General features: G+C 42.3%; 12 protein-coding genes and 1 riboswitch. Of the genes, 3 read left to right on the top strand and 9 right to left on the bottom strand.

The features are described from left to right. Positions 1 to 4: 4 nt before the first annotated feature. On the bottom strand, positions 5 to 946 hold the full coding sequence (locus DW904_RS09960) for a magnesium transporter CorA family protein (protein ID WP_118580119.1): 942 nt from the start codon (positions 944 to 946) through the stop codon (positions 5 to 7). Positions 947 to 1,160: 214 nt separating this feature from the next. Here DW904_RS09960 and aroC point away from each other — a divergent pair, with 214 nt between their 5' ends. From aroC to DW904_RS09945, 3 genes are all read left to right on the top strand, one after another. Then, a complete protein-coding gene (gene aroC / locus DW904_RS09955) occupies positions 1,161 to 2,252 on the top strand; it encodes a chorismate synthase (RefSeq protein WP_118580116.1) in 1,092 nt (363 codons plus the stop codon). Positions 2,253 to 2,353: 101 nt separating this feature from the next. Beyond that, positions 2,354 to 4,543 carry a nitrogenase component 1 gene (locus tag DW904_RS09950; protein ID WP_202187705.1) on the top strand — a complete coding sequence of 730 codons (2,190 nt, stop codon included), beginning with the start codon at positions 2,354 to 2,356 and terminating at the stop codon, positions 4,541 to 4,543. Further along, the gene (locus DW904_RS09945) at positions 4,509 to 5,870 is read left to right on the top strand and encodes a nitrogenase component 1 (RefSeq protein WP_118580003.1); all 1,362 of its coding nucleotides are present in this window, start codon (positions 4,509 to 4,511) and stop codon (positions 5,868 to 5,870) included. The genes DW904_RS09950 and DW904_RS09945 overlap by 35 nt, the downstream gene beginning before the upstream one ends. A gap of 66 nt (positions 5,871 to 5,936) precedes the next feature. Here DW904_RS09945 and DW904_RS09940 read toward each other — a convergent pair whose 3' ends face one another. The 8 genes from DW904_RS09940 to DW904_RS09910 all read right to left on the bottom strand — a co-directional run bounded on the left by DW904_RS09940 (position 5,937) and on the right by DW904_RS09910 (position 13,261). Next, positions 5,937 to 6,893 (bottom strand): ABC transporter ATP-binding protein, encoded by a 957-nt coding sequence (locus tag DW904_RS09940; protein WP_118580000.1) that lies wholly within the window; start codon positions 6,891 to 6,893, stop codon positions 5,937 to 5,939. Then, complete coding sequence (locus tag DW904_RS09935; protein ID WP_118579997.1) at positions 6,883 to 7,677, bottom strand: ABC transporter ATP-binding protein; 795 nt, start codon at positions 7,675 to 7,677, stop codon at positions 6,883 to 6,885. The genes DW904_RS09940 and DW904_RS09935 overlap by 11 nt, the downstream gene beginning before the upstream one ends. Positions 7,678 to 7,679: 2 nt before the next feature. Next, complete coding sequence (locus DW904_RS09930; RefSeq protein ID WP_243110365.1) at positions 7,680 to 9,014, bottom strand: ABC transporter substrate-binding protein; 1,335 nt, start codon at positions 9,012 to 9,014, stop codon at positions 7,680 to 7,682. A gap of 11 nt (positions 9,015 to 9,025) precedes the next feature. Continuing rightward, complete coding sequence (locus DW904_RS23830) at positions 9,026 to 9,208, bottom strand: hypothetical protein (RefSeq protein ID WP_243110364.1); 183 nt, start codon at positions 9,206 to 9,208, stop codon at positions 9,026 to 9,028. 69 nt (positions 9,209 to 9,277) lie between these two features. Then, positions 9,278 to 10,099 (bottom strand): nickel transporter permease, encoded by an 822-nt coding sequence (gene nikC / locus DW904_RS09925; RefSeq protein WP_118579994.1) that lies wholly within the window; start codon positions 10,097 to 10,099, stop codon positions 9,278 to 9,280. Then, positions 10,089 to 11,036, bottom strand: coding sequence for a nickel ABC transporter permease (nikB, locus tag DW904_RS09920; RefSeq protein WP_118579991.1), 948 nt, complete (start codon positions 11,034 to 11,036; stop codon positions 10,089 to 10,091). Before nikB ends, nikC begins: the two co-directional genes overlap by 11 nt. 4 nt (positions 11,037 to 11,040) lie before the next feature. Further along, on the bottom strand, positions 11,041 to 11,766 hold the full coding sequence (locus DW904_RS09915; RefSeq protein WP_118579988.1) for a class I SAM-dependent methyltransferase: 726 nt from the start codon (positions 11,764 to 11,766) through the stop codon (positions 11,041 to 11,043). 145 nt (positions 11,767 to 11,911) lie between these two features. Further along, a riboswitch (cobalamin riboswitch) is annotated at positions 11,912 to 12,110 on the bottom strand. Positions 12,111 to 12,172: 62 nt separating this feature from the next. Continuing rightward, positions 12,173 to 13,261, bottom strand: coding sequence for a lactonase family protein (locus DW904_RS09910; protein ID WP_118579985.1), 1,089 nt, complete (start codon positions 13,259 to 13,261; stop codon positions 12,173 to 12,175). Positions 13,262 to 13,345: the final 84 nt, after the last annotated feature.

The following is a 13,345-nucleotide window of genomic DNA, read 5'->3' as shown; positions in this document are numbered from 1 at the left end:
CTACTCAGAAAAATTTCTTCTTGGACAGAATCACAGCTGCCACAATACTCACCAGTATGGACAGCAATATCACCACTAAAAATCCCCATTTGTCAGCAGAAAACGGCATTCCCGAAGGGCTCAGGTTCATTCCATATGCACTGAACACAATAGTGGGAATACTCATTACAATCGTGATAACGGACAAAACCTTCATAACCACATTCAGGTTATTGGAAATAACCGAGGCAAAAGTACCCATCATGCTGCTTAAGATACCGCTGTATATATTGGCCATCTCGATTGCCTGTTTATTCTCAATGATAACATCTTCCAGAAGATCCGTATCCTCTGGGTACTGCTTAATGCTCTCTACCTTCAGAAGCTTCTCCAGTACTACCTCGTTCGACCGAAGAGATGTAGTAAAATAAACCAGGGATTTCTCCAGTTCCAACAGTTCCATCAGTTCCTGATTACGGGTGGACATGTGGAGCTTCTCCTCCACCTGTTCACTTTTCTTATCTATAATACGCAGATAATGCAGGTACATAGTGGCATTGCGGTACAGGATCTGCAAAATGAATCTGGTTTTCATATAGGTAAAAAAGTTACGTACCCTTCCCTCCATAAATCTGGTGAGTACCTGAGTATCTTCCAGACATACCGTAAAGATCATCTTCTTGGTAACGATAATACCAAGGGGAATAGTGCCATACCAGTCTTTGTCATTGCGTTCCTCGATCATAGGAACATCTACAAGGATCAGAGTGTAATTATCTTCTACCTCGATACGGGAACGTTCCTCCTCATCCAGAGGTGCCCGAAGATCATCTACTTCTATCCCGAACCTTTCGGACATTTCAAAGATCTCAGTGGCAGTGGGATTGGTCATCGCAATCCAGCAATCCTCCTGTGGTTCCTGGATCTGATGGATCGCACCCTCTATCGTCTTAAAAATCCTTACCACAAACTGCACTCCTTCCATCTCTTGTTTCTCAAAAAATACATTTTCCATTATAATTTGTACAGGAAATTTTGTCAATTCTAATAGATTCGGTTTACAAATTTTTTGCATTTCGCTATAATGTCTTTAAAGACACATTTATACTTTAATTCGATACAGTTAAGCTGCTAAAAAACATATTGAGCACCATGATCAGCAGCAGAAAGGATTTATGCCTATGAGTCAGTCAACATTTGGAAAAAAATTCACGGTTACTACCTGGGGAGAATCCCATGGAAAAGCGCTTGGAGCTGTAGTGGATGGTGTTCCCGCAGGTCTTTTCCTTACAGAAACAGATATACAGGCTTATCTTGACCGGAGAAAACCCGGACAAAGCCGCTATACTACTGCCCGTAATGAAGGTGACGAAGTAGAAATCCTCTCCGGAGTGTTTGAAGGACAGACCACCGGAACCCCGATCTCCATGATCGTACGCAATAAAGATCAGCGTTCCCATGATTATGGAAATATTGCAAATACATACCGGCCGGGACATGCTGATTTTGGCTTTGACAGCAAATATGGTATCCGGGACTACAGAGGCGGCGGACGTTCCTCCGGACGTGAAACCATCGGCAGAGTTGCTGCAGGTGCTATTGCAGCAAAAATCTTGAAGGAGCTTGGCATCACTCTGCAGGCTTATACCAGCTCCATCGGACCTGTTTCCTGTCAGACCTACCACCCAGAGGTAATCAAAGAAAACTCCTTCTATATGCCGGATATGGTTGCTGCCAAAAATGCGATCAAATATCTAGAGAGCTGTATGCGAAAGAATGACAGTGCAGGTGGTGTCATTGAGTGTCGTATAAACGGTGTTCCTGCCGGAATCGGAGATCCTGTTTTCGGTAAGCTTGATGCAGCCTTTGCTCAGGCACTGATGTCTATTGGAGCCGTAAAGGCAGTAGAGATTGGTGACGGTGCCAAGGTTTCCACTATGAGGGGTTCCGAGAATAACGATGGCTTCCATATGGAAAACGGCAGAATCGTAAAAAACACCAATCATTCCGGTGGAATTTTAGGCGGGATCAGCGACGGCAGTGAAATCCTTCTCCGCGCCCACGTTAAGCCAACTCCATCTATCGCACAGCCACAGCAGACAGTTACTACAACCGGAGAAGATATCTCTATTGAGATCAAAGGCCGCCATGATCCGGTAATCGTCCCCCGTGCCGTTGTAGTAGTAGAATCCATGGCCGCCATCACACTGGTAGATGCTATGTTTTCTAATATGAGCGCACGGATGGATTATGTGAAGGATTTTTATCTGTAGATTACGAAAAAAACGTCGTTAAAAATTTTTCCAGCAAGTAATAACAGTCTCCAATGCCATTATCAAAGGTAATTTGGAATTTCATAATGAGGAGGACCAATATGCAAATTGCAGTTTATGGAAAGGGAGGGATTGGGAAATCCACAATAAGTGCGAATCTGACCGCAGCCTTAGCAGTCTGCAACAGTAAAGTACTTCAAATAGGATGTGATCCCAAGCACGACTCAACCCGTCTTCTACACCATGGGCAAAAAATCACAACTATCCTCGATTATCTTCTAAACACTCCTGAAGATGAACAAAACCTGGCAGATGTATTAATACCAGGTTTTCTTGACACTGGTTGCATAGAAGCAGGCGGTCCCAGACCAGGAATGGGCTGTGCAGGCCGGGGAATTCTGACTGCATTTGATTTTTTAAACAAATACCACGCCATAGAAAAATATGACCAGGTCATATATGATGTATTAGGAGATGTTGTCTGTGGCGGTTTTGCGGTTCCTGTCCGCAAACAATATGCCGATGCAGTAGTTCTTGTAACAAGTGGGGAATCTATGTCTATTTATGCTGCAAATAACATTCTGTGCGGAATAAAGAATCTTAATCCCCAGGGCAGACAGATTGCCGGGATCATCTATAACAGCCGCGGAGTCGGTGATGATCGCAAATATGTAGAAGACTTTACCAATGCTGTCAATCTTCCAATTCTTGCAGAAATTCCCAGAAGTAATCTTTTTACCCAGGCAGAAAAAGAAGCAATGACTCTGGTTGAAAAATCCCCCAAAAGTGCCGAAGCTAATATTTTTCTGGAGCTTGCACAAAAATTACAAACGCAGCCTGTTCTTTATGCCGCTGCCCCTTTATCTGAAGAGCAGATGGAGCTTTTTATGCGTGGGGAAAGACTATCCCACACTACCACTACAATTTCCAAACATACATCTGCTCCCGTGATTCCTGCTGTTCCCGCACAGCCTTCTGCCACGAAAAAGAGAGCTTTATCTGATCCTTTTAGCAGAGTTCCGCTATATGGCTGTGCTTATCGTGGTGCTATCGATCTGGCGGTTCATATCAAAGATGCCGCAATTCTCGGACATGCTCCCAAAAGCTGCACCTGGTATGCCATTAACGGTTTTACCAGCTACGGACGAAGAGGATTGTATGAACGCGGAATCCTTTACCCGGCCTTTGTTCCAAGACAGTTTGAGAATACTGATATCACCATAAACGAAGCCGTATACGGTGGTGTAGAACAGACACGGCGTAAAGCTTTTCAAATGGTGAAACGCGGAATCCGCAATATTATCACTGTCACTTCCTGTATTCCAGGCATGAGTGGCGATGACCTGGTTCCACTTCAAAAAGAATTAAAAAGTCTTGGTGTCGATATGTATATTATTCATACTGACGGAATCGAAGCCGGTGACTATAACGAAGGAATGGCACTTTGCTACAAAACGCTTGCTCTTCAAGCTGTTGATCCGAACGTAAAGCCAGAACCTGATTGCATCAATCTTGTCTATGAACATACAATTTCTTCTCAGACAGATCGTACTTTTATGAATCTGCAGGAAATATTTAAAAGAATAGGAATCCGAATCAACTGTCGCTTTATCTGCGCAGAATCAATGAAGAACATCCATAATTTTTTAAAAGCGCCTTATTCGATCATGGCACGCTATGATAAACTAGGACATGAACTGCAAAAAATATTTGAAGAAAAATATGGTTGCCGTTTTCTTTGCAACGAGCTTCCCAGGGGATTTTCCCAAACAGCCTCCTGGCTTCGCAAAATAGGAAAACTTTATGGAAAAGAAAAAGAAACAGAACAGGTAATTTTAGAAAACCGCATTCAATACACCCAAACTATTAACAACCTCAAACTTTTGTATAAAGGGAAAAAAGTAATTTTATTCTTAAAGAACAATAGCATTGATTGGATTCTTGAATTGGCTCATGATCTGGATTTGGATGTATTGGATTCTATCCTTATCGGAAGTAAAGAAGACAGCGTTGCAGATTGGAAGCATCAATTCTCAGCGGACTGGGAAAATGCACAAAATACATTATTTACTTCTATTGCAAAACAAAAGCCAGATCTTATTATCCTGAATGATTTTATGGGACAGGCTTTCATACCTGATGAAATCTGCACCGTAAATCTTGCACGGGATATCAGCACAGGTTTCTTTACTGGAACAGATTGTGCTGCAAAATGGATCCGTTTATTTGAAAACACTTTGGAAGGACGATGGAAAAATGACAAATCATTATTTGAGAAACGCTGTCCCTGATCACATTGCGGGTGTTATCTCTGCATGCGAAGGGATCCAAAACAACCTGGTTCTCCTAAATGGTCCTATTGGCTGTAAAACCTACTATACCTTTAGTGGTGTTGATTCTTTGATTCGAAGATCCAATCTATGGACTCTTGGTGATGAGCTTCGACTGGAAGATGCTATGGATGACCGGTTGCTTCGCAGCCAGTTTTGCATCGGCAGTCCTCGCATACCAGCTACCAATCTCCGCTATTCTGATTATATTTTCGGGACCGCCGAACAACTTCATCGCGCATTAAACGATCTGTTTTCAGAAAGAAGTTATGACTTATTCACAGTAATCCAGACTCCCGGTACTTCTCTCCTCGGCGAAGCACTGGAGCCGGAACTGGATGCCATCAGCAAAGAATTTGGAATTCCACACCTTTTTATCGAATCCCCTGGCTTATCAGAAAATTCTATGATCGGATACGACGAAGCAACCGTTCGCCTGATGGAATTGTTATGTGATAAACCTTGCACCAATAAAAAAGCCTCCAAAATTCCATCTATTAACCTTTTTGGTTTTGATGCACATGAGAAATTCCCGGAAGGCGGTTTAAAGGAAATCACCAAATTACTGAAGCTTTGCGGAATCTCTGTTCATGTAGCAGCTGGTATGAATTGTCCCATAACTGATTTTCGTACAATTGCTCAGGCAGACGCCAATATTATACTCTGCCCGGAGCGTTGTAAAAAAACAGCCGAATATCTCCGCAGCCATTTTCCCATACCAGTTTACGAGACCGGAGGAATGCCAATCGGTTTTGACCTCACCGAAGAATTTGTCCGGGGGATTTCCTCTTTGCTCGGAACAAATTGTGAACCTGCATTAGATTATATTGAAGAAAGCCGTTCGCGCGCTTTCTATTTCATTGCACATAATATGGGAAATAAAGGCTTCCCAAAGGATCTTCGCTATGCCGCGGAAGGCGAACCATCCGTTCTAAGAGGATATGTGGATTATCTTTCCGGTTATTTAGGCATTAAGCCCAAAGTCATCCATCCACTTTATTTACAATGCCACACGGAAAATCTGATTCAGGAAAAGCTTCATGAGCTTCATTGTGAAGACGCACTGGAACAGGATATTGCCTCTGTAAATAATGTTATCCTTCTTGCTGGTGCAAACACAATCGTAGAATTGAACACTTACAGCGACAACATTTTTGGCATTGAAACTGCCAATCCAGGTTCCGGATATATCCATGTCATTCCCAAAACTTACATTGGATGTACAGGTGCTCTATATCTTCTGGAACAAATCTTAAATGGTACAAAACTGCTTCGAGCATGGAATTAACTTTATTCCACCTCAAAAAAGCTGCCTGGCATCTACCAGACAGCTTTTGCTGCTCAGAGCAGTATTTTATTTCATAAATTGAAAACAGGCAACCTTATGTCCTGGCTCAATCTCCTGCAAAAGAGGCAGTTCTTCTTTACATTTCTCCCTGCACCAGTTGCAGCGCCCGGCAAAAGCACAGCCCTTTTGCACTTCAAGAGGACTTGGAGGCTCTCCCTTTGCAGCTGCAATTTCCTCATTCTGATCGCAATATACATCAAAAACAGAACCAAGCAGCATTTTCGTATATGGATGTACTGCTTTTGCAGCAAGCGTCTCACTCTCCAGAATTTCCACAATTCTTCCCAGATACATAACTGCGATTCTCTGACTTACACTCCTTACCAGTGCCAGGTCATGCCCAATAAACAGACAGCTGATCTGCTTTTCTTCCACCAGCTTTACCAGCAGCTTCGCAATCTGGTTCTGTATGGAAACATCCAGTGCACCTGTCGCTTCATCACAGATCAGTAGTTTAGGCTGAATAGAAATGGCCCTGGCAATAGCCACACGCTGCAGCTGACCACCCGAAAGCTCATGTGGATAACGATTCACAAAATCTTCCGGAAGACCTACTTCCAGAAGCAGTTTGCGCGCTTCCTTAAGACCATTTTCTTTACTGATCCCATCAAAGTTTCTCCTGGATTCCATAAGATAAGTGCCAACTTTCATTCTTGGACTGAATGAACTTAAAGGATCCTGGAAAACCATCTGAATGTTTCGGCGGAAACGTCTTTTTTCACTGCCCTTCAGGTTCATGTAAGCTTCCCCTTCCAGCAGTACTTCTCCACCCGAAACAGGTATGATACCAGCAATCATTCTCGCCACTGTACTTTTCCCGCATCCACTTTCACCCACAATCCCCAGGCATTCACCTTTTTTGAGGGAAAAACTAACATCACTTACTGCATATAATTTTTCTTTTTTCACTGGAAATGTCTTATTCAGATTTTTCACTTCCAGGAGAATCGTATCATTTTGCAAATCGTTTTCCCTCCAGCCTTGGCACTGCCGCCAGAAGTTTTTTGGTGTATTCGTGCTTCGGATGAAAGATCACATCATCTCTTTTTCCAAATTCCACCAGCTCACCCTTGCACATCACACCGATCTTATCTGAAATGTAAGAAGCAACTCCCATGTTATGTGTCACAAGAATAATTGCAGTTTCATACTGCTCCCGAAGCTTCTTCATTTCTCGTACCACTTCTGCCTGAATTGTCACATCCAATGCAGAAGTAGGCTCATCTGCAAGAAGAAGTCTTGGTCTTGCAGTCATTGACATTGCAATTCCAACACGCTGTTTCATCCCGCCGGAAAGCTCAAAAGGATAAGATACCATTACACGTTCCGGATCTGTCAGATGCATTTTTGCCAGCATTTCTTTTTCCAGTGACCGACAGTCAGCCTTTGCCATTTTCCTGTGCGCTAGAATAGATTCCCGATATTGAGACTCTACAATCCGTATGGGATCCAATGATGCTCCAACATCCTGAAAGATCATTGCAATTTCCGTTCCCCGGAGCTTTTGTAAAGACGTCTCATCTAATTCCAAAATATTTTTTCCCTGAAATAAGATTTTCCCCTCTGTCACTGTCCCGCCAGGAGGTAAAATTCCGAGAATAGCACGAATTAAAGTTGTTTTTCCACTTCCACTTTCACCTACGATACTGACGATTTCCTGCTCTCCTACAGAAAGAGAAACATGCTCTACTGCCGCTTCCTGCTCCTGATAGCGAATCGTACAGTTCTCAATATTCAGAATATCCATAATTATTCAGCTAATGTCCACTTGTTTGTTACAAGATAATAGTCAATTGGGAATACTGTTACATTCTCAAGTTTACTGTTTACAAGAGTCACGTTATCATTTGCATACATCCAGATTGCCGGGGCATCATCTGCCAGGATCTGCTGGGCTTCTACAAATGCGCTTACACGGTCCTCCTGAGTAAATGCAGCATCCAGTTTATCCAGAACAGACTGGAATTCATCACTGTGATATCCGCTGTAATTGTCACTTCCTCCATCAGACCAGCGGTTCATAAGATATTTCTGACCATCACCAGCATTTACAGTCTGCCAGTTTGGAGATACCAGCATATCGAAATCACCAGAAGCACGTTTGTCACTTACATTCTCCAGCATTTCAATCTGTACATCAACTCCGATCTGCTTCCACATATCCTGTAAAGTCTCACTTACTGCTGTTGAAGAACCATTGGCAATAGAAATTGTAAGGGACAGATTCTCTCCATCCTTATCCACAATTCCATCTCCGTCAGAATCGCTGTAGCCTGCTGCCTCAAGGCATTCTTTTGCCTTATCCAGATCATAAACCTGTCCGTTTACATCTTCAGAATCGTATCCTACAGATGGCGGGAATGCTGTGCTGATTGGAGAAGAATAACCATTTCCTGCTACCTGTGCTACAACATCACGATCTACTGCATAGGACAGTGCAAGACGAAGGTTCTTATCAGAAAGGGGATTTCCCTCGCGGCAGTTTAATTCGAAATCATTCTCTCTTGTTCCGGTTACTTTTACAATGTTGATATCGTCATTATTTTCCACACGATTAAGAGCTGTTGCATCCGGTCCCTGTGCAAGGTCAATATCTCCGGAAAGCATTGCATCTACCTTTGTATCACTTCCGATATTCTTTACAGTAATGCTCTTGATTTCCGGTGCTCCATCCCAGTAGTTCTCATTTGCCACAAGCTCAATCTTCTCTTCAGATACATACTCAGACACTGCATAAGGTCCTGTACAGATTGGCATAGTATCATAATTGCTTGTATCAGCTGTGGTGTCTACAATAACTGTCATCGGCTCTGTAAGCTGTGAAACAAAAGCACTGTATGCACCATCTGTAGTAAATACTACATTCTCTCCATCTACTTCGATGTTTGCAATTTTAAGATCTCCTCCACGAGAGTTATTATCAATAGATCTCTGGATAGAATCCTTTACGATCTCTGGTGTCAGCTCGGTACCATTGCTGAATTTTACTCCCTGGCGGATATGAAAACGATAAGTTGTATCATCAACCTGCTCCCACTCATCAGCTAACTGTCCTACAATTTCCATATTTTCATTTACAGTCACAAGAGTTTCTCCTACACCACAGCGTGTAAGATTCCATCCGCACCAGTCTGTTGCAGGATCCATGCCTCGATGTAGGTGAAAAGTGCCAGATTAATGTGACTGTCATTTTCGGCTGCAAATGTAGTAACACCGCTTCCTATTACGCTGCATGCCATAATTCCTGCAAACAATAAAGATACTAACCGTTTTCTCATTTTTTATTTCTCCTCCTGTTGTTAAACTATAATCTATGTTCAACTCTTTATTTTAAAGAGTAAACATTCTTAATTTTTTCTTTTCGGATTCATCAGATCCTGAATACTGTCTCCAAGTAAATTAAATATGATTACATTTATTAAAATAACAATACCAGGTGCCATAAGCATCCAGGGTGCCGAATACATATAGTCTTTTCCCTCAGACAGCATATATCCCCACTCCGGTGTAGGTGGCTGGGAACCAAGCCCCAGCAGGGAAAGACCTGCAATGGTCAAAAGTTTACTTCCAATATCCTGCGTAATATTTACTAACAGCGAAGGCATGACATTTGGAATAATATAACCTGTCATAATCCGGAAATTATTAGCGCCTCCCAGTCTTGCCTGCTCTATATATGTATTATTTTTTATGGAAAGCACTAATGACCGGCTAATTCTTGCATAATAAGTCCATCCTGTTATGGTCATTGCCAAAATCAGATTTGGAAGTCCTGTACCAAGAAAGCTTACAAGTGCAATTGTAAAAATGGAACCAGGAAAGGCCATCAGCATGTCAGATAAACGCATTAAAACAGCATCAAAAGCGCCTCCCCAGAATCCTGCTATTGTCCCGATAAGAATTCCTACAACGGAAATGATCGCTGTCACAACAAATGCGATCAAAAGTGATGTTTTTCCTCCGTAAAGAATTCTCGAAAATATATCCCTTCCCATCTGATCAGTTCCCATGAGATACTGTTTGCATGGCGCTTTCAGAAGGTCTGTATAGTGTGTTTCCAACGGATCATAAGGTGCAAATTTTCCCGCGAACAATGCAAATAATAAGAAAAGCACTGCAAATGCCATTATAATCACAAAACGAATCCATAATTTTTTCTTACTCTTCATGTTGCAGGGCTCCTCTTCTAATTCTTGGATCAAGCCACTGGTAAGATATATCTACCAAAAGATTCACCAGTACATAAATACATCCCATCCACATAACATATCCCTGGATCAGCTGGTAATCTCTGCCGGAAATCGCAGCCACTGCTGCGCTGCCGATTCCATTCCAGCTAAAGACCGTTTCAACGATCATTGTTCCACCAAGTAATCCTCCAAATGACATGCCGAGCATTGTCACTACAGTAAGCAGGGAATTTGGCAGCACATGAAAGAAAATTGTACGAAACCTTCCAATTCCCCTTGCTTGACAGCCATTTATATATTCCTCATTCATCTGCTCGACCATTACCGCCCTGATCCGTCTTATGTAGTACGCACTCATGCTTAACGAAAGTGTTACAGACGGCATGATCAGACTTTTAAAAGAATCTGATCCCCCCACAGGCAGCCAGTGCATCTTAACTGCAAAAAAATAGATCATCATCATACCAACCCAGAAGCTAGGCAGTGAAATTCCAATAAAAGACATAAACCGAATAATATAATCAGCCTTTTTATCCTTATATACTGCTGATAAAATTCCTAACGGAAAAGAAATTAATATCATCAGAATAAACGATGCAACTGCCAGTTTAACCGTATTGGGGAGTTTTCTTCCTAATACCTGGGAAACGGGCTGTGCATATTTTACCGACATTCCGAAATCGCCATGTAACGCACCCTTCAGCCAGTTCACATACTGCTCTCCAAAAGATTTGTCTAATCCGTATTTTTCTTCAATCTTTGCGATTACCTCCCGGTCATGACCTGCACCCATAGATTCTGCCAGCTGTTCAGCTGGATTTGACGGCAAAATATATGTAAGTCCAAAGGTCATCAGAGACAGCCCAAACAAAATAATCACAAGTGAAATCAGTCGTTTTATAATCTCTCTTTTCACTTTTTCAGCCTTTCTGTGCTACAATACAAAAACTCATCGGTAAAGGGCTGCCAGCTATTTCCACCTGTATTTTATGAAATCCTGTTTCTACAAGTTTATTAAAATCCCAGGCAGGTCGATCTACCTGACTCATTGGCAATTTCTTTGCAATTTCATCCATAATGGAAAAATCTACATTTTCTTTATTATGTCGCGCATGGCACCCTTGTTCTTCTTTTTCATGTCCCCGCTGAAACTCATCATAGGCTTTCTGATACTTATCACTAAAAAAACGGCGATAATAATTTCCATCTTCCAGAATTAGAATTCCATCTTTTTTTAGAACCCTGTACGCTTCCTCATAAGCTTTATCTGCATGCTCCAGGTTCCAGAATACATTTCTTGATACCACTGCGTCGAAGGAATTATCAGCAAATTCTAAGCTTTGCACATCCATCTGATGAAGTTCTGCTTTAAGTCCTTCTGTCTCCAGATTTCTTCTGACTTCTTCCAGCATTTTTGTGCTATAATCTACCGCAGTCACCTGAAATCCCATCGAAGCAAGCAAAGTGGTAAAAAAGCCAGCGCCACACCCATCATCTAATACATGGCATCCCGTTTTAAGAGAATTTTTGAAAATATTTTCCCATCTCTCTCCAGGTTCTGTTTTTCTTTCTTCCATACTGGCATCTGAAAATCCTCCAGCTCTCATATCCCAATATGACTGAATATTCTTTAACAATTCTGCCATTTGTGTTTATCCTTTCCAATAGCATAAACTTCTGCCAAATCAGGGAATTCTTGTAATAAAAGCGTGAAAAAGCCGCTGCTAACGCAGCGGCTTAATGACATAATAATCCTGTTATATAAAACCAACCCCTATACCGTGCCCCGCAGCAAAAGTTCTTCATTCTGGCCGGTATTCTGGCTCCAGTGTCATCATAATGCTTTCCCTTCCCGATAAAAATTCAGTGGTTTCGAAAGCTTACTCAACTGTTACAGCTACGGCATAGCACAGGATTTTCACCTGTTTCCCGTTTGACCTGCTAGAATTTATTTTAATTTCCACCAGGCACCAAAATGGTCGTTTTATTCAATTCTCAACACAACATCAAAAATGTATAATACAGCATTTCCTGTTTGTCAATCAGAATTTATCAGGCCTCTATATCCTCAATATCCTCTCCATCCGGTACCGGCCAGATATTGATACAGTTCGGGGTCTCGATCTTACGTGGTTTGCCCTTCATCATAATGATGTTCTTCTCGTAGTCAACCTTGAAGGTTGTAATGCTGTTGCTGGAGTGGTTGGCAACGGCAATGTGCTGATTATCCGGGAAAATAACAAGGTCTTTCGGATAATCACCACTTACAGGAAGAACAAATTTACGATCCAGAAGACCAGTCTCACCATCTACCTCAAACATACCTACTGTATTCTCACCTGCTGTAGTGCAGAATAAATGCTTGCCATCCGGTGCAAGAGCAAGACCTGATGCGGCATTATGAGATACGCTTCCGTCTTCCTTCTTCGCAAGGGTGGAAACACTTTGAAGCAGCTCAAACTCCGGAGTATCACCCTCTCCATTGTAGCTGTACACTTTAATCTCATTGCTCAGCTCAAACAGAACATATGCATAACGTCCATCTGCGCTGAAACGGATAATACGCGGTCCGCTCTCTCTCGGGCAGCGGACAATATCAACAAGCTCCAGCTTATCTGTGCGCTTATTGATCCGGTAAACCTTGATCTGGTCAATTCCATTATCTACTGCGCAGAGATATTTATTATCCGGAGTAGGACGTACACAGTTTACGTGAGGACGGAAGTTACGCTCTGCAACACTTCCAAGACCAGTGTGGAAAACACCGTCCATAACACTTCCAAGACGTCCATCCTTATGAGTGTGTACAACGGTTACCTTTCCATCGTGATAACCTGCTACGTAAAGATATTTGCCATCTACGTCTGTAGCAAGGAAACAACCTCTCATGCCATCAATATCCACGCTGTTGATACGTGCCAAATCGCCATTATGATCACGCTTGAATACTGCAACACCCTCATCCTCGATAGAATAAAGGTATTTTCCATTCTTGGATACTGCGGTATAAGACGCATTACTAACTTCCACTTCACTTCTCTCTGTGAGAGTACCTTCTTCCAGGTTCACGTCATAAACCTGAATTCCCTTGCTGGTTCCGTGAGTATAGGTTCCTACATAAGCCACATATTTCTTACCCATTTGTCTAGCCTCCTACAGTCTCTTTCTGGAAACCGTCCGTTCACGCTGTTCTTCCGATCTTTTTTACAGCGTAGCGGGTCACTG

The organism is Ruminococcus sp. AM42-11 (assembly GCF_003480145.1).
Lineage (GTDB): Bacteria > Bacillota > Clostridia > Lachnospirales > Lachnospiraceae > Blautia_A > Blautia_A faecis.
Note: the sequence above shows the minus strand (reverse complement) of the source record. Positions and strands in the feature narration are given on the sequence as shown.

What these genes read in the sequence shown, in the direction of transcription:
- aroC (WP_118580116.1), top strand. Translation starts at nt 1,161, where the DNA reads ATGAGTCAGTCAACATTTGGAAAAAAATTCACGGTTACTACCTGGGGA.
- nikC (WP_118579994.1), bottom strand. Translation starts at nt 10,099, where the DNA reads ATGAAGAGTAAGAAAAAATTATGGATTCGTTTTGTGATTATAATGGCA.
- DW904_RS09950 (WP_202187705.1), top strand. Translation starts at nt 2,354, where the DNA reads ATGCAAATTGCAGTTTATGGAAAGGGAGGGATTGGGAAATCCACAATA.
- DW904_RS23830 (WP_243110364.1), bottom strand. Translation starts at nt 9,208, where the DNA reads ATGAGAAAACGGTTAGTATCTTTATTGTTTGCAGGAATTATGGCATGC.
- DW904_RS09915 (WP_118579988.1), bottom strand. Translation starts at nt 11,766, where the DNA reads ATGGCAGAATTGTTAAAGAATATTCAGTCATATTGGGATATGAGAGCT.
- DW904_RS09945 (WP_118580003.1), top strand. Translation starts at nt 4,509, where the DNA reads ATGACAAATCATTATTTGAGAAACGCTGTCCCTGATCACATTGCGGGT.
- DW904_RS09935 (WP_118579997.1), bottom strand. Translation starts at nt 7,677, where the DNA reads ATGGATATTCTGAATATTGAGAACTGTACGATTCGCTATCAGGAGCAG.
- DW904_RS09910 (WP_118579985.1), bottom strand. Translation starts at nt 13,261, where the DNA reads ATGGGTAAGAAATATGTGGCTTATGTAGGAACCTATACTCACGGAACC.